Source organism: Streptomyces sp. WG5 (assembly GCF_049974565.1).
GTDB lineage: Bacteria > Actinomycetota > Actinomycetes > Streptomycetales > Streptomycetaceae > Streptomyces.
The window spans coordinates 147368-163086 of the sequence record NZ_JBNGGC010000017.1 but is presented as its reverse complement, the minus strand read 5'-3'; the positions used below and the strand labels follow the sequence as shown (position 1 = coordinate 163086).

Sequence of the window (15719 nt, the reverse complement as noted above, 5' to 3'; positions counted from 1 at the left end):
GAGACACCCCTGATTGACCGCGGGGAAAAGGCTGCGGACACGATGCGAACAAGGCGCATCTTCCGCATAACGGAACTCAGAACCCGTGACCGGCAATAGTGAGTCGAGACCCGTCACCGCACACCGGTAGCCTTGACCGCGTGATTGACCTTCGCCTGCTCCGTGAGGACCCCGACCGTGTGCGCGCGTCGCAGCGCGCCCGTGGAGAGGACGTCGCGCTCGTCGACTCCCTCCTGTCTGCCGACGAGCGGCGCCGGTCGTCCGGCGTCCGCTTCGACGAGCTGCGCGCCGAACAGAAAGGCCTCGGCAAGCTCATCGGCAAGGCCTCCGGAGACGAGAAGGCCGAGCTGCTGAAGCGGGCGAGCCAGCTCGCCGCCGACGTCAAGGCGGCGGACACCGAGCGCGACGCGGCCGACGCCGCGACCCAGGAACTCCTCCAGCGGCTCGGCAACCTCGTCCACCCCGACGTCCCCGTCGGCGGCGAGGAGGACTTCGTCACGCTGGAGACGCACGGCACGCACCGCGACTTCGCGGCCGAGGGCTTCGAGCCCAGGGACCACCTCGAGCTGGGCCAGCTGCTCGGCGCCATCGACGTCGAACGCGGCGCCAAGGTCTCCGGTTCGCGTTTCTACTTCCTGACCGGCGTCGGCGCGCTCCTGGAGCTCGCCCTGGTCAACGCGGCGATCGCCCAGGCCACGGCGGCCGGCTTCACTCCGATGCTGACCCCGGCGCTGGTCCGACCGCAGTCGATGGCCGGCACCGGCTTCCTCGGCCAGGCAGCCCAGGACGTCTACCACCTCGACAAGGACGATCTGTACCTGGTCGGCACGTCCGAGGTACCGCTCGCCGCTTACCACATGGACGAGATCCTCGACGCGGACCGCCTGCCGCTGCGCTACGCCGGCTTCTCGCCCTGCTTCCGCCGCGAGGCGGGCTCGCACGGCAAGGACACCAAGGGCATCTTCCGCGTGCACCAGTTCGACAAGGTCGAGATGTTCTCCTACGTCCTCCCCGAGGACTCGCAGGCCGAGCACCAGCGCCTGCTGGAGTGGGAGAAGCAGTGGCTGACGTCGCTGGAACTGCCGTTCCGGGTCATCGACGTCGCCTCGGCCGACCTCGGTTCCTCGGCCGCGCGCAAGTACGACTGCGAGGCGTGGATCCCGACCCAGGGCAAGTACCGCGAGCTGACCTCGACGTCGGACTGCACCGAGTTCCAGTCGCGTCGGCTGTCGATCCGCGTCCGCGAGGACAAGAAGGTACGCCCGCTGGCCACGCTCAACGGCACACTGTGCGCCGTACCGCGCACGATCGTGGCGATCCTGGAGAACCACCAGCAGGCCGACGGTTCAGTGCGAGTGCCCGAGGTGCTGCGCCCGTACCTGGGCGGCCGGGAGGTCCTGGAGCCGGTGGTCAAGTGACTGCCACAGGCTCCGCCGCAGGGACCCCCGCCGGGCCCGCCGGGGGTTTCCCCTACCGGCTGATCGCGACCGATCTCGACGGCACACTGCTGCGCAGTGACGACTCGATCTCGCAGCGCACCCGTGAGGCGCTCGCCGCGGCTACCGCGGCGGGCGCGGCCCACATCGTGGTCACCGGCCGCGCGGTCCCGTGGACCCGGCACATCCTCGACGACCTCGGCTACAACGGGCTCGCCGTCTGCGGTCAGGGCGCGCAGGTCTACCACGCCGGGGAGCACCGGCTGCTGACCTCGGTCACGCTGGACCGTCAGCTGGCCGGGGTGGCGCTGGCCAAGATCGAGGCGGAGACCGGCCCTCTGTACCTGGCGGCGAGCCGCGACGGCCTGGACGGTGACGTCCTGGTCGGACCGGGCTACGCGGTCACAGGCGACCTTCCGGCCGTGCCGTTCACCGATGCCTCCGATGTGTGGTCGGCGCCGCTGAACAAGATCTACATCCAGCATCCGACCCTGTCGGACGACGAGCTGGCCGAGGCCGCCCGGCGCACCGCGGGCGGTTTCGTCACGGTGACCATGGCCGGCGCGGGCATCGTCGAGCTGCTCCCCCTCGGCCTGTCCAAGGCCACCGGCCTGTCCCTGGCCGCGCGCCGGCTCGGCCTCAAGGCCGCGGACACGATCGCGTTCGGCGACATGCCCAACGATGTCCCGATGTTCGGCTGGGCCGCCCGGGGCGTGGCGATGGCCAACGCCCACGATGAGCTGAAGGCGGTGGCCGACGAGGTGACGTCCTCGAACGACGAGGACGGCATCGCGGTGGTGCTGGAGCGTTTGGCCTCCTGACCGCAGCCCCGGGACGCTGGAACCGCGGCCCTGACGCCACGGCTCGAAGGGCGTCGGCGTCCCCGTCGGCCGGCCCACGCAAGACGATGCGTCTCGCGTGCTCGAAGCGGCCGCCCGATGCGCCGACGCCCTCCGGCCTCGTGCATCCACCACAGTGCCGTTGCGGAAAGCCGGGCGCCACCGATTAAGAGCGGACGTATGCGGCGTCAGCGCCGACGCCACCTGCGGCGTCGGACCTTGCTGAAGAACCATCCCGCGGGGGGCTCGTCGGAGCGCCACGGTTGCGGCTCCGGCTGCTCGCGGCGCCAGCGGGCGGCGAGCATCCGGGCGCGGGCCGAGGGCTCGGAGGTCCCGGCGTCGCGTATGAACCCCTCGTCCAGGACGAGGCCGTCCCAGGCATCGTCGGCGGCTTCGGTGGCAGGTTCGGCGTCGGCTTCCTGCCTGGTGCTCTTGGTGGCGTCTTCGGATCCGCCGTCCGGCTGTCCACGGCCACCGTGCCGAGGTGTCTGGCCCGCCATCCCGGTCCCTCCCACCCTGCGCCCTCGTGTCTTCCCCGGCCCAGTGTGCCCGGGCCGGGGTGAAAGCCCCGTCAGGATCCGGGCCCGGTCACTCCTCCCCGGCAAGCGTCAGCGACCGCAGCTTCTGGCCTGCGTACCAGGTCGCGAGCACGGTCACCCCGGCCAGCAGCACCGTCGCGGTCGTCAGACCGACGTCGGAGGTCACCAGGTTCCCGTCGGCGACCTTCTGGGCCACCGCCAGCGACCACTGCTGGACGCTCAGCGTGCGGGCACCGGGGACCAGCGAGCCGAACAGCGCCTCCCAGACGAGGGCATAGACGAGGCCGAAGACCACCGCGTGCCGGGACACCGTGCCCAGCAGCAGGAACAGCGCGGCGTAGGCGATGGAGGCGACGAGCGCGGCGATCGTGTACGCGACGGCGACCTGCTGGCCGTTGCCGTTGAGGATCAGGCCGGCAAGCAGGGTGGGTAGGGCGGAGAAGACCATCGTCACGGCGACGGCGACGATCAGTTTGGTGAAGATGATCGTCGGCCGCTTGATCGGCTTGGACAACAGGTACACCACCGAGCCGTCGTCGATCTCCGGGCCGATGGCTCCGGTGCCGGCGATGACACCGATGATCGGCACCATGGTGGCGAGGGCGAATCCGCCCAGTACGTCCGCCGCCGTCTGGTCGTCGGCTCCGGCGAGTGCGCGCACCGCCACGGCGATGACGAGCAGCAGCAGGGGCAGCGCGCCCAGGATGAAGGCCCGGCGACGGCCGAGCAGGGCTCGATAGGTGAGCCTGGCGACTGTGGGGTCGTACATTCTTCGGCCTCCTACGCCGCGACGAGATACGAGAAGACGGACTCGAGGGACTCGTCGGACGGCGAGACCGTGAGCAGCCGGATGCCGTGGTCACGGGCGACCTTCGGCAGCAGGGCCGTGAACCGGCCGAAATCGACGGCCTGGATGCGCAGCGCACCCTCGGCGAGGTCGACCTCGATGCCGGACGTCGACGGGTCGGCGATCAGCGCTGCCGCGAGGGCCCGGTCGTCGCTGGAACGCACCAGGTAGCGGTGCGGCCGGTCGGTCATCAGACGGCGGATCTTGCGGAAGTCGCCGCTGGCCGCGTGCCGTCCGGCGACGATGACCTCGATGTGCCAGGCGAGCTGTTCCACCTCTTCGAGGATGTGCGAGGAGAACAGCACGGTGCGGCCCTCGTCGCCCATGCGCCGCAGCAGGTCCATCAGCTGCATGCGCTGGCGCGGGTCCATGCCGTTGAAAGGCTCGTCGAGCAGGAGCAGCGTCGGCTGGTGGACGAGGGCGGAGGCCATCTTCACCCGCTGCCGCATGCCCTTGGAGTACGTGGCGATCTTCCGGTCCTGCGCGTACTCCATCTCCACGGTGGCGAGCGCTTCGTGGGCCGCCTTGGCGCCGAGGCCGTGCAGTTCGGCGTTGGCGAGGACGAACTCCCGGCCGGTGAGGAAGTCGTACATCGCCTCCCGCTCGGGGACGATGCCGATGTGCTTGTAGATGGCCTCGTTGCGCCAGACGGGCTGGCCGTCGAGGGTGACGCTGCCGGTGGAGGGGGCGAGGAAGCCGCCCATCATGTTGATGAGGGTGGACTTTCCCGCGCCGTTGGGGCCCAGGAGGCCGGTGACGCCGGGGCCGATCGTCATGGTGACGTCGTTGACGGCGACCACGTTGCCGAACCAGCGGGAGACATGGTCGATGTTCAGCGTGGTCACAGTCCCACCTTCGTGTAGCGGCGCATCAGCAGGCCGTAGGCGCCGGCGATCAGTCCCAGGGTGACGAGGACGTAGACCGCGCCTTCGCCGGTGCTCGGTCCGATCCCGCCGGGGAAGGCCGAGGTGGCTCCCAGGAAGGCGGACTGCACGCCGTCGATGAGGGTGATCGGCGAGAACAGGCCGATCCAGGCGACGGCCCCGGAGCTGCCCTGGACGTCCGCGATGGCCTGGAGCGTGGAGACCGCGCCGTAGGTGATGGTCAGGACGGCGATGACGGCCGCGATGCCGAAGCCACGGCGCGGGGTGACCGATGCGATGACCAGGCCGAGGCCGGCGAAGAGCAGCGAGAGCAGTGCCACGGAGACGAGTCCTTGTGCGAACCCCTTGGTCTGGTCCGCGAAGTCGAGTTTGGCGAGCAGCGCGCCCACGTAGAGCACCAGCAGGGGCGCGGCGGTGAGGATGAACAGGGCCGAGGCCAGCGACGCGTACTTGGCGCGGACGTAGTCGGCGGTCTCGATCGGCCGCGAGAAGTACAGCGGCACGGTCTTGAAGCGCAGGTCGCGCGAGACGGACTGGGGGGCCTGTGAGGCGACGTAGAGGCTGATGACTGCCTGCAGGACGATCGCGTAGCGCGTGTAGTCCAGGGGCAGTTCGTCGGCCTTGGTCGCGACAGCGACGGCGACCATGATGGCTGCGGGCAGGCACATCACCACGAACAGCAGCATCGGCAGCACCTTGGACTTGGCCGAGCGGCCGAGGCCGTAGGCGCCGCGCAGGGACTGCGAGTACAGCGAACGGCGGGCGTAGGCGCGGCCGAGGCGGGGACCGTCGTAGCTGCGGTAGCCGATGTTGTGGATGCGGGTCTGGTCACCCGTCGCACGGGCTACGGGCTGCTCAGTTGCCATGGCCGGCTGCCTCCTTCCGTTCTGCGTCGCTGTCCGTGAAGACCTCCGAGATGTGGTGCCGGCGCTGTTCCATGCGCACCAGTCCGAGGCCGAGGTCGGCGATGACGTCCCGCACCAGGTCGTAGGTCTCTTCGCCCGCCGCGGTGAGCAGCAGGACGTGGCCTGCGCCGGGCAGACCGCTGCCGTCCTGGACGGTCACCCCACGCGCGTCGAGCGCGTCGCGTACCGCGCGGGTGCCGTCGGGGTGCTCGTCGGTGTCGGTGACCTCGATCGCGAGGGTCGTCGTGCTCTGGGTGAAGTCCGTGGTGGAGCTGGAGCGCAGCAGCTTGCCGCCGTCGACGACGACGACGTGGTCGCAGGTGCGTTCCAGTTCGCCCAGCAGGTGTGACGTGACCAGGACGGATATGCCGAAGTCGGTGTGGATGCGGCGGATGAGGCCGAGCATCTCGTCGCGGCCGACCGGGTCGAGACCGTTGGTCGGTTCGTCGAGGAAGACCAGCTGCGGGTCGTGGACGAGCGCCTGCGCGAGCTTCACACGCTGCTTCATGCCGGTGGAGTAGCCGCCGATGGGCCGGTAGCGCTCCTCGTACAGACCGACGTGGCGCAGGGTGTCGGCCGTGCGTTCGCGGGCGGCGGTGGGCGGAAGGCCGGACATGCGTGCCATGTGGACGACGAACTCGGTGGCCGAGACGTCGGGCGGCAGGCAGTCGTGTTCCGGCATGTAGCCGACCCGCTCACGGATGTCGGCGCCCTTGGTGGCGACATCGAGTCCGAGCACTTCGGCCCGGCCCTCGGTGGCGGGAGACAGACCCAGCAGGATCTTGATCAGAGTGGACTTGCCGGCGCCGTTGGCACCGACGAGTCCGGTCACACCGGGTCCGACATCCACGGAGAGCCGGTCGAGCGCGGTCACCCGGGGGAACCGCTTGCTCAGGCTTTCGGTCGCGATCACAGTCACATCCATGACAGTAGTGACGCCCGCCACTCACGTCGTCAGACCGGAGAGCCGTCTTGGAATCCGACTCGAGTAGTACGGGCCCGTAGGGGATGCCGTACCTGAGAGCCACGGAGCCGCTTCCCGGGCCGCGCGTCCCGGCCGATTGATGCCGGATCCAACGGCTGGGAGATTCGGCGATGTCGCGTGACGAACGAGGAGCGCGGTCGGCACGGACCGTGCCGACCGCGCCAGGCGCACCGGACAGGCGGAACAGGGTGCCATGGCGATGGTCTGGGCGGACTCCGCACGGGGCTGCGGCTGTGCCCGAGGTGCGGCACACCGGGGAGCGCCCTCCAGCCGTGGCGGCTCGGCTTGGGCCCGAGATGACCGAGCGCGAAGCGGCCCGGCTGTCGCACGAGCCGAGCGCGTGCCTGCGCGCTGAGTATCTGAGATTCCCGTTCGCACCAGGAGTGTCGAGATGGAGCGCGCGGGCAAAGACGTCCCTGTAGTTTCCACAGGGACCCTCAAAGAACCTGTGGATAAGTCCACTTGGCTGTGGATCAAACCTGTGCGGGACACTCGATCGCGTGACGCGCGTCTCTCTTGGCACGCTGGTTCCCTGCCACAGGACCACGTGGAAGACAGAAGCACCGTCACGGTGAACGCCCTTTCCACGCAGCGCGACGGACACGTCTTCCACGTCAGCGAGAACGGGGTCTGGCTGACGAGGAGAGTGCCGCCGCGGTATCTGCGCTTCCCTGCCCGGCACCGGCCCCGCATGATCGGGGACATGGAGCAGCTACCCACCACTCAGGCCGCCGTGACCGCTCTCCGCGTCGTCGCCGCGGAGTACGCGCTGGAGATCGAGGTCACCGAAGACATCGGCGCGGACCAGACCTCCCGCCGCAGCGCCGCGGGCGTGGGCGTGACCACCGATGCCGACGGCTCCCTCCCCCATGAGGCGTTCGCCGAGTTCGGCGGGGTGCCCCGGGTGAGCGTCCGGCTCTTTCCCGAGGGCGACGCCTTGATCACCGTCGAGGACGTGGAGTTCCCCGACATCCCGCGTGACGACGTCCCCGCGTTCCTGCGCTCTGTCTTCGGCGGCCTCGCCTTCGTCAAGGGACGCCGCTTGATCGTGCCGCTACCGGGCGACCGCACGTACAAGGAGTTCGTGCCGATGCTCCTCCTCACCTCGTGGCTGAGTGGTCGCGTACGGTGACGCATGGCGAGACCCGGTGGACGTTTCACGTGAAACCGGTTCGGGCGCAATAGGCTCGGACACATGAGCCTGCGTCTGAGCACCGTGATCCTTCCGCACCGCCGCTGGCACGAGGGCGGCCGTTCGAGCTGGACGCGTGCCGAGCAGCTCGGTTTCCACACCGCGTACACCTACGACCACCTGTCCTGGCGGAGCTTCCGGGACGGCCCGTGGTTCGGTGCCGTGCCGACGCTCACCGCCGCCGCGGCCGTCACCGAGCGACTGCGCCTGGGCACCCTGGTGACCTCACCGAACTTCCGGCACCCGGTGACGCTCGCCAAGGAACTGATCTCCCTCGACGACATCTCCGACGGCCGGGTCACCCTCGGTATAGGAGCGGGCGGCACGGGCTTCGACGCCACCGCGCTCGGCCAGGAGCCGTGGACACCGCGCGAGCGGGCCGACCGGTTCGCCGAGTTCCTTCCGCTGCTCGACCGGTTGCTGACCGAGGACGCCGTGTCCTACGAAGGCGACTTCTACTCGGCGCACGAGGCGCGCAACATCCCGGGGTGTGTACAGCGGCCCCGGCTGCCCTTCGCGGTGGCCGCGACCGGTCCCCGCGGGCTGCGGCTCGCTGCCCGGTACGGGCAGGCGTGGGTGACCACCGGTGACCCGAAGCTGTACGAGAACGGCACGCCCGAGCAGTCGGACCGCGCGCTGCGGGAGCAGGCCGAGGGACTGGCCGCCGCCTGCGCGGTGATCGGCCGGGAGGTGAGTGAGCTCGACAAGGTCCTGCTCACCGGCTTCACTCCCGACCGCGGTCGACCACTGGAGTCCGTGAACGCGTTCGTGGACTTCGCCGGCCGGCACCGGGATCTCGGATTCACCGACCTCGTCGTCCACTGGCCGATCCCCGACTCGGATTTCACGGCGGACGAGAAGGTCTTCGAGCGGATCGCCATGGAGGCACTGGCACAGCTGAAGAGCTGAGAGCCGTAGCTCACATATGTGCGGACTCGCGCACGGTCGTGCAGGCATATGCGTGACAATGGCCGGGTGACCTCAGCGACCCGACAGCCCGACCCCCCGGCCGCCGCCACTCGCCCGCGGCTCATCGCCACCGATCTCGACGGCACCCTGCTGCGCGACGACAAGTCGGTCTCCCCGCGTACGGTCGCCGCCCTGGCCGCCGCCGAGAAGGCGGGCATCGAGGTCTTCTTCGTCACCGGCCGCCCCGCCCGCTGGATGGACGTCGTCAGTGCCCACGTGCACGGTCACGGCCTCGCCATCTGCGGCAACGGAGCCGCCGTGGTCGACCTGCACGGCGGCCCCGGAGCCCACCGATTCGTGAAGGTGCGGGAGCTGGCCCGGGAGAACGCGCTGGACGCCGTACGGCTGCTGCGCGAGGCGGCGCCCGGCACGGTGTACGCGGTCGAGCAGACATACGGCTTCCACCAGGAGCCGGCGTACCCGAAATTGCACATGGAGGCCCCCGACGACCTCCTGCCCGCCGAGGAGATCCTGGCACCGGGTGGTCGCGCCGCCTCCGAGCCGGTTCTCAAGATCCTGGCCTTCCACCCCGAGCTGGACCCGGACGGTTTCCTCACGCTGGCCCGCCTCGCCATCGGCGACCGGGCCAACGTCACTCGGTCCAGCCCCAGCGCCCTGCTGGAGATCAGCGGGCCGGACGTCTCCAAGGCCAGCACGCTCGCCCTGTGCTGCGCCGAGCGCGGCATCTCGCACGAAGAGGTCGTCGCCTTCGGTGACATGCCGAACGACGTCGAGATGCTCACCTGGGCAGGACGTTCCTACGCGATGGGCAATGCGCATCCGGACGTGATCGCCGCCGCGTCGGGACGGACGGTCGCCAACAACGACGACGGGGTGGCGGTCGTGATCGAGCGGATGCTGCGGGACCTGCCCTAGCGGCCGGCCCCGCAGCCCCGTCCCACGGGATGCCCGGCCTCGCCGGGCGCCCGGTCCGTCAGAGCGGCACCCCGCGCTGCGCCAGCCACGGCACCGGGTCCAGCGCCGATCCCATCTCCGGTGTGACCCGTACCTCGAAGTGCAGGTGCGGTCCGGTGGAGTTGCCGGTGCTGCCCGACTGCCCGACCCACTGGCCGGGGCGGACCCGGTCGCCCTGGTCGACGGCGACAGCGGCCAGATGGGCGTACTGCGTGTAGTAGCCGCCCGCGTGCTGGACCACGACCTGGATGCCGAACGCACCACCGCACGACACCTTCACCACCCGGCCCGTGCCGACCGACCGCACCGGCGTTCCCACCGGCACCGCGAAGTCCTGCCCGGTGTGCCGGTGCGCCCACCGCGACCCCCCGCTGCCGAAGGACGCCGACAGGTCGTACGTCTCCACCGGTGACACCCAGGACCGGCCGAGGCGCACCTCCGGCTGGCCGAGACGGACCGCGCCGGGACACGAGCCGGCCGCGACCGAGGCGTCCGCCTGCCCCTCGAGGCGCGCCCGCGCCGCCTCCAGCTTGCCCTCGATCCTCTTCTTCAGCTCGGCCAGCCCGGCGTTGCGTTCCTCCAGCCTCTGCCAGGCCGACTGCGCCTTGGCCTCGTCGGCAGCGAGCCGGGCCTCGGCACGCAGGCTCTTCTCAATGGCGTTGTTGACGGCCAGATCCACACGCGACACCGCACGCTGACTTCGCACCAGCTCGTCGGGGTCATCCGCGAGGACCACCTGCGCGGTGAGCGAGAGTCCACCGCCGCTGCGGTACTGGGCACGGGCGATCCGGCCCAGGTCCTCGTGCATGGCGTCGATCTTCTGCCGCTGCCGGTCGAGACGGGCCTCGTACTCCAGGGCCTTCGACCGCTGGGCCTCTGCCTCGCGCCGTCCGTCCTCGTACTGTTGAGTGGCCTTGGCCGCGTCCTCGTAGAGCCTCGCCACCTCCGCCCCGAAGGCGGTGCCGGAGCCACCGTCCTCGTCCAGGGTGTCGCTGGGGCGGGCCGCGAGCACGGCAAGCGCGCACAGCAACACCGGAACGAGCAGCGGATGTCGGCGAGGTGAGCGCATGACAGTGATCGTGGACCGGATGAGGGCGTACGGTCTTGTCGAGGTCGTACGAGTGGGGGACCTGTTGCTGCACTCGGCTCAGTACGGCTGCTGCACATGGGGCAACCCGGCGCCGGCAGAGCTCAGTTCAGTACGGTGCCGACCACCGCGTCACCGCGCGACCGACGCCCGCCCGGTGACCGGCCGATCCGACTGGTGCCGCCGCCGATCCCGGCACGGCGCTCGAAGCCGAGCAGGCCGCGGGGCCGCCCTCGGGGCGCCGGCACCGTCGTCCACGACGGTCCAGCCGCATCCCCCGCCGGCCGTCCGGCAGGGTGGCTGTCGCGCCGGCTACGAGATCGATGCCGGTCGCGTGTGCGTGCCGGAAGGCGTTGGACAGGGCCTCGCCCAGCGCGGCGATGAGGAGCTGCCGGTCGGTTCACCGACGACCGTGCCCGACCGGCCCGGCGAACCGGTGCGAGGGGCATGAACGGGAGCGGCACTGCGTCGTGATCCCGCGCGGATCGGCTGCGGCCCCGGCGTGAACTTGCCGGTCACTCCGCCCCCACGAGCAGTTCCGACGCCGCCTCCCGCTCGGCCATCGCGCGCAGCGGCCCCGGCACGGCGGCCAGTTCCGCGTACGGCCCCCGCTGCACGACGCGGCCCTCGTCCAGCACGATCACCTCGTCCACGGCGTCCAGGCCCGCCAGCCTGTGTGTGATCAGCAGTGTCGTACGGCCCTCGGTCGCGGCCAGCAGATCGGCGGTGAGCGCGTCGGCGGTCGGCAGATCGAGGTGCTCCGCCGGCTCGTCGAGTACGAGGACGGGGAAGTCGGCGAGCAGCGCCCGGGCGAGTGCCAGCCGCTGCCGCTGACCGCCGGACAGCCGGGCGCCGTGCTCCCCGATCAGCGTGTCCAGGCCGTCGGGCAGACCGTCGGCCCACTCCAGCAGCCGGGCCCGTGCCAGCGCGTCTCGCAGTTCGTCCTCGGCTGCGTCCTTCCTGGCCAGGAGAAGGTTCTCGCGTACCGAGCTGTCGAAGAGGTGCGAGTCCTGGGCGCACAGCCCGACGAGCCGCCGTACGTCGTCGCCGGCCAGGGCGTAGGCGTCGACGCCGGCCAGGGTGTACGAGCCCGCCTCGGCGTCGAGGAACCGCAGCAGCACCTGGGCCATCGTCGTCTTGCCGGACCCGGACGGACCGACCACGGCGACGCGCCGGCCCTCGGCCAGAGTCAGGTCCACTCCGGACAGGGCCTGCCGGTCCTGCCCGGCATGACGCGCGGCCAGCCCCTTGAGGACGACCGGGAACGGCGACGCGGGCGCCTGCCTGGGTGCCTCCGGCTCCCGTACGGGTTCGGGGGCGTCGAGCACCTCGTACACCCGCTCGGCACTCCTGTGCACACGCTGCCGGTACTGGACGGCCAGCGGCAGCCCGAGTACGGCCTCGAAGGCGGCCAGCGGGGTGAGTACGACGACTGCCATGGCCACACCCGCGAGCCGGCCTTCGGCGACGGCGTGGATCCCGGTGAGGGCGGCGCCCGCCACGGTCAGACCGGATATCAGCGCGGTGAGACCGTCACCCAGCGCGGTGGCGGTGGCGGCACGCGAGGCGATCCGGGTGAGCGTGCCGTCGGCCCGGCGCGCCTCGGCGGCCCGTGAGGGCAGGGCGCCGGCGACGGTCAGCTCGGCGGTGCCGGTGAGCAGATCGGTCACCCGGGTGGCGAGCACGCCTCGGGCGGGGGCGAGCCTGCGTTCGGCCCGCCGTGCCACGGCGCCGGTGACCAGCGGGACCCCGGCTCCGGCCGCCAGCAGACCGACCGCGAGGACGACCCCGGCCTCCGGCAGCAGCCAGGCCATGAAGGCGACCGACGCGGCCGAGACGACCACCGCGGACGCGGCGGGCAGCAACCAGCGCAACCAGTAGTCCTGCAGGGCGTCGACGTCCGCGACGAGCCGGGACAGCAGGTCGCCCCGGCGGCTGCGGCGCAGTCCCGTAGGTGCCAGCCGCTCCAGTCGCCGGTACACCGCGACCCGGGTGTCGGCCAGCATCCGCAGCACGGCGTCGTGCGACACGAGACGCTCGGCATAGCGGAACACGGCACGACCGATACCGAAGGCGCGCGTCGCCGTCACGGCCACCATCAGGTACAGCACCGGCGGCTGCTCGGAGGCCCGCGAGATGAGGTACCCGGAGGTGGCCATCAGACCGACGGCACTGCCGAGCGCCAGACTGCTGAGCAGCAGGGCGAGGCCGAGCCGCCCGCGCCGGGCGGCGGACATCGTCCGAACCCTGGCGAGGACACCGCCGGGTACTGCCGGCGAGGGGTCCAGGTCATCGGGGACAACCGCCGCAGTAGCTGCGGGGGTCGCCTCGAAGCGTCGGGCGGCGGGCGTTCCGTGGGGACGGCCGACCGCTGCGGCCGGTGCCGGCTCCTCGAGCCGTACCACCCGGTCGGCCACCTCCAGCAGGGCCGGGCGGTGTACCACCAGCAGCACCGTCCGCCCCTGCGCCAGCCTTCGCACAGCGGCCACGACCTCGGCCTCGGTGGCCCCGTCCAGCGCGGCCGTCGGTTCGTCGAGCAGCAGCACCGGCCGGTCCGCGAGGAACGCCCGGGCCAGCGCCAGCCGCTGCCGCTGCCCGGCGGACAATCCGGCCCCGTCCTCCCCGAGCACCGTCCGCGTCCCCTCGGGCAGCGCGTCCACGAACTTCAGCGCGCCCGCGTCGCCCAGCGCCCGTCGTACGGCGTTGTCGTCGGCCTCGGGCCGGGCCAGCCGTACGTTCTCGGCGATAGTCCCGGCGTACAGGTGAGGGTGCTGCGGCACCCAGGCGACGCGGGCGTGCCACTGGGCCAGGTCGAGGGTCGTGAGGTCGGCTCCCCCGATGCGGACCCGTCCCCCGGCCGTGCGTACGAAGCCGAGGAGGGCGTGGAGAAGCGTCGACTTGCCCGCCCCGCTCGGGCCGACGAGCGCGACCGTCTCCCCGGGTTCGACCGAGAAGCTCACGTCCGTCACGGCGTCTGTGGCACGTCCGGGGTAGCGGACCGTCACGTCCTCGAAGGACAGTGCGCCGTTCGCCGGCACCGGTCCGGTCCCCGATGCGGGTACGGGTCGCTCCAGCACCGAGAAGATCTCCTCGGCGGCGGCGAGTCCCTCGGCTGCCGCGTGGTACTGCGCCCCTACCTGCCGCAGCGGCAGGTAGGCCTCGGGCGCCAGTACCAGCACGACCAGACCGTCGTACAGGGCCATGTCGCCGTGGACGAGCCGCATGCCGATGGTGACGGCGACGAGTGCCACGGAGAGGGTGGCGAGGAGTTCCAGCGCGAAGGACGACAGGAAGGCGATCCGCAGCGTCCGCATGGTCGCCTGCCGGTACTCGCCGGTGATGCGCCTGATCGAGTCGGCCTGCGCCTTGGCCCGTCCGAAGACCTTCAGCGTCGGCAGTCCGGCGACCACGTCCAGGAAGTGCCCGGACAGCCGGGACAGGAGCTGCCACTGACGGTCCATCCGGGACTGTGTGGCCCAGCCGATCAGCATCATGAAGATCGGGATGAGCGGCAGCGTGCCGACGATGATGGCTGCGAAGACCCAGTCCTCGGTGACGATGCGGGCGAGTACCGCCACGGGTACGACCACCGCGAGGCCCAGCTGCGGCAGGTAACGCGAGAAGTAGTCGTCGAGGGCGTCGACTCCACGGGTGGCCAGCGCCACGAGTGATCCGGTCCGCTGTCCACTCAGCCAGCCCGGACCGAGCGCGGTGGCCCGCTCCAGCAGACGGCCTCGCAGCTCGGACTTCACTGCCGCGCTCGCCCGGTGCGCGGCCAGTTCGGTGAGCCAGCCGACCAACGCGCGTCCACAGGCTACGACCACCAACAGCGGCAGAGGAGCACGGAGTTCGGCTGCCGTCATGCCGGACTGGAAGGTGCTCACCACCACTTCGGCGATAAGCATCGCCTGGGCGACGAGCAACCCGGCGCCGACGGCGCCCAGGACGACGACCGCCGCCAGGAAGAACCTGGTGGCTCGGGCGTACCGCAGCAGACGTGGATCAATGGGTTTCACGTGAAACATGCCCTCCCGTCCAGGGGGTGTGTTTCACGTGGAACACGACACCCGTGCCACGTGAAACACACCCGACCGGACTCAGTGCGCGGGTTCGGCTATGTGCTGGGTGCCGATCCGCTTGCGGAACACCCAGTACGTCCAGCCCTGGTAGAGCAGGACGACCGGCGTGGCGACCGCGGCCAGCCACGTCATGATCTTCAGGGTGTAGGGGCTGGACGAGGCGTTGGTGACGGTGAGGCTCCAGTCCGCGTTGAGCGTGGACGGCATGACGTTCGGAAAAAGCGTCAGGAAGAGCATCGCCACGGCGGCCACGATGGTGACGCCGGAGAGCGCGAACGACCAGCCCTCCCGCCCGGCCTGGTTGGCCAAGAGGGCGACGATCAGCGATGCGACGGCCACCAGCAGGGCGACCAGGCTCTTCCCGTCCCCGTTCTCGACCTGCGTCCAGGAGAGGAAGGCCAGGGCCAGCACGGCCGCGACAAGGCCGACCCGCAGCGCGAGGGTCCGGGCTCGCTCGCGAATCTCACCGACGGTCTTGAGGGCCGTGAACACCGTCCCGTGGAAGGTGAACAGCGTCAGCGTGACCAGGCCGCCGAGGAGTGCATACGGATTGAGCAGGTCCCATACGGAGCCGACGTACTCCAGATCCCGGTCGATCTTCACGCCGTGGACGATGTTGCCGAAGGCCACGCCCCACAGGAACGCCGGGATCAGCGAGGTCCAGAAGATCGCGGTCTCCCAGTTGCGCTGCCAGCTCTCCTCGGGTCGCTTCACTCGGTACTCGAAGGCGACGCCCCGGACGATCAGGCAGACCAGGATGACGAGCAGAGGCAGGTAGAAGCCGGAGAAGAGCGTGGCGTACCACTCGGGGAAGGCGGCGAAGGTCGCACCGCCCGCCGTGAGCAGCCATACCTCATTGCCGTCCCACACAGGCCCGATGGTGTTGATCAGCACCCGCTTCTCGGCCCGGTTCCGGGCGAGCAGCCTGGTGAGCACGCCGACCCCGAAGTCGAACCCCTCCAGGAAGAAGTAGCCGGTCCACAGGACGGCGATCAGAACGAACCAGACGTCGTGCAGTTCCATGACTGTGCGGCTCCCTCGG

General features: G+C 70.7%; 13 protein-coding genes and 1 pseudogene. 6 read left to right on the top strand and 8 right to left on the bottom strand.

Annotated features, from left to right (window positions below):
* The first annotated feature begins 140 nt into the window (after positions 1 to 140).
* On the top strand, positions 141 to 1418 hold the full coding sequence (gene serS / locus ACP4IX_RS20040; protein ID WP_426556254.1) for a serine--tRNA ligase: 1278 nt from the start codon (positions 141 to 143) through the stop codon (positions 1416 to 1418).
* Entirely contained in the window at positions 1415 to 2257 is an 843-nt protein-coding gene (locus ACP4IX_RS20035) for an HAD family hydrolase (protein ID WP_426556253.1), read from the top strand. Before serS ends, ACP4IX_RS20035 begins: the two co-directional genes overlap by 4 nt.
* Positions 2258 to 2463: 206 nt before the next feature.
* Here the strand turns inward: ACP4IX_RS20035 and ACP4IX_RS20030 are convergent, their stop codons facing one another.
* From ACP4IX_RS20030 to ACP4IX_RS20010, 5 genes are all read right to left on the bottom strand, one after another.
* Positions 2464 to 2775, bottom strand: coding sequence for a hypothetical protein (locus ACP4IX_RS20030; protein WP_426521589.1), 312 nt, complete (start codon positions 2773 to 2775; stop codon positions 2464 to 2466).
* An 88-nt stretch (positions 2776 to 2863) separates the two neighbouring features.
* The gene (locus ACP4IX_RS20025) at positions 2864 to 3583 is read right to left on the bottom strand and encodes an ABC transporter permease (protein WP_426556252.1); all 720 of its coding nucleotides are present in this window, start codon (positions 3581 to 3583) and stop codon (positions 2864 to 2866) included.
* Positions 3584 to 3594: 11 nt separating this feature from the next.
* Positions 3595 to 4506, bottom strand: coding sequence for an ABC transporter ATP-binding protein (locus tag ACP4IX_RS20020; protein WP_426521459.1), 912 nt, complete (start codon positions 4504 to 4506; stop codon positions 3595 to 3597).
* A complete protein-coding gene (locus tag ACP4IX_RS20015) occupies positions 4503 to 5411 on the bottom strand; it encodes an ABC transporter permease (RefSeq protein WP_426556251.1) in 909 nt (302 codons plus the stop codon). Before ACP4IX_RS20015 ends, ACP4IX_RS20020 begins: the two co-directional genes overlap by 4 nt.
* Complete coding sequence (locus ACP4IX_RS20010; RefSeq protein WP_426521580.1) at positions 5401 to 6363, bottom strand: ABC transporter ATP-binding protein; 963 nt, start codon at positions 6361 to 6363, stop codon at positions 5401 to 5403. The genes ACP4IX_RS20015 and ACP4IX_RS20010 overlap by 11 nt, the downstream gene beginning before the upstream one ends.
* Before the next feature lie 658 nt (positions 6364 to 7021).
* Between ACP4IX_RS20010 and ACP4IX_RS20005 the strand changes: the two are divergent.
* The 4 genes and pseudogenes from ACP4IX_RS20005 to ACP4IX_RS19990 form a co-directional block, all read left to right on the top strand.
* A pseudogene (locus tag ACP4IX_RS20005) lies at positions 7022 to 7117 on the top strand (RNA 2'-phosphotransferase); the annotation flags it as partial.
* Positions 7118 to 7126: 9 nt separating this feature from the next.
* Positions 7127 to 7567, top strand: a complete 441-nt coding sequence (locus ACP4IX_RS20000; protein ID WP_426556265.1) for a hypothetical protein — start codon at positions 7127 to 7129, stop codon at positions 7565 to 7567.
* A gap of 63 nt (positions 7568 to 7630) precedes the next feature.
* Positions 7631 to 8536, top strand: coding sequence for an LLM class flavin-dependent oxidoreductase (locus ACP4IX_RS19995; protein WP_426521461.1), 906 nt, complete (start codon positions 7631 to 7633; stop codon positions 8534 to 8536).
* A gap of 48 nt (positions 8537 to 8584) precedes the next feature.
* Complete coding sequence (locus ACP4IX_RS19990) at positions 8585 to 9472, top strand: HAD family hydrolase (RefSeq protein WP_426521462.1); 888 nt, start codon at positions 8585 to 8587, stop codon at positions 9470 to 9472.
* 58 nt (positions 9473 to 9530) lie between these two features.
* Here ACP4IX_RS19990 and ACP4IX_RS19985 read toward each other — a convergent pair whose 3' ends face one another.
* The 3 genes from ACP4IX_RS19985 to cydB form a co-directional block, all read right to left on the bottom strand.
* A complete protein-coding gene (locus ACP4IX_RS19985; protein WP_426521463.1) occupies positions 9531 to 10580 on the bottom strand; it encodes a peptidoglycan DD-metalloendopeptidase family protein in 1050 nt (349 codons plus the stop codon).
* Positions 10581 to 11113: 533 nt separating this feature from the next.
* On the bottom strand, positions 11114 to 14623 hold the full coding sequence (cydD, locus tag ACP4IX_RS19980) for a thiol reductant ABC exporter subunit CydD (protein WP_426556250.1): 3510 nt from the start codon (positions 14621 to 14623) through the stop codon (positions 11114 to 11116).
* A gap of 72 nt (positions 14624 to 14695) precedes the next feature.
* Positions 14696 to 15700: a cytochrome d ubiquinol oxidase subunit II gene (cydB, locus tag ACP4IX_RS19975; RefSeq protein WP_426521465.1), complete on the bottom strand. Its 1005-nt coding sequence runs from the start codon at positions 15698 to 15700 to the stop codon at positions 14696 to 14698.
* Positions 15701 to 15719: the final 19 nt, after the last annotated feature.

Bases quoted from the DNA above. Each gene is read 5' to 3' on its own strand.
- ACP4IX_RS19985 (WP_426521463.1), bottom strand. From the start codon at position 10,580: ATGCGCTCACCTCGCCGACATCCGCTGCTCGTTCCGGTGTTGCTGTGC.
- ACP4IX_RS19990 (WP_426521462.1), top strand. From the start codon at position 8,585: ATGCGTGACAATGGCCGGGTGACCTCAGCGACCCGACAGCCCGACCCC.
- ACP4IX_RS20015 (WP_426556251.1), bottom strand. From the start codon at position 5,411: ATGGCAACTGAGCAGCCCGTAGCCCGTGCGACGGGTGACCAGACCCGC.
- ACP4IX_RS20025 (WP_426556252.1), bottom strand. From the start codon at position 3,583: ATGTACGACCCCACAGTCGCCAGGCTCACCTATCGAGCCCTGCTCGGC.
- cydB (WP_426521465.1), bottom strand. From the start codon at position 15,700: ATGGAACTGCACGACGTCTGGTTCGTTCTGATCGCCGTCCTGTGGACC.
- cydD (WP_426556250.1), bottom strand. From the start codon at position 14,623: ATGTTTCACGTGAAACCCATTGATCCACGTCTGCTGCGGTACGCCCGA.
- ACP4IX_RS20000 (WP_426556265.1), top strand. From the start codon at position 7,127: ATGATCGGGGACATGGAGCAGCTACCCACCACTCAGGCCGCCGTGACC.
- ACP4IX_RS20030 (WP_426521589.1), bottom strand. From the start codon at position 2,775: ATGGCGGGCCAGACACCTCGGCACGGTGGCCGTGGACAGCCGGACGGC.
- ACP4IX_RS19995 (WP_426521461.1), top strand. From the start codon at position 7,631: ATGAGCCTGCGTCTGAGCACCGTGATCCTTCCGCACCGCCGCTGGCAC.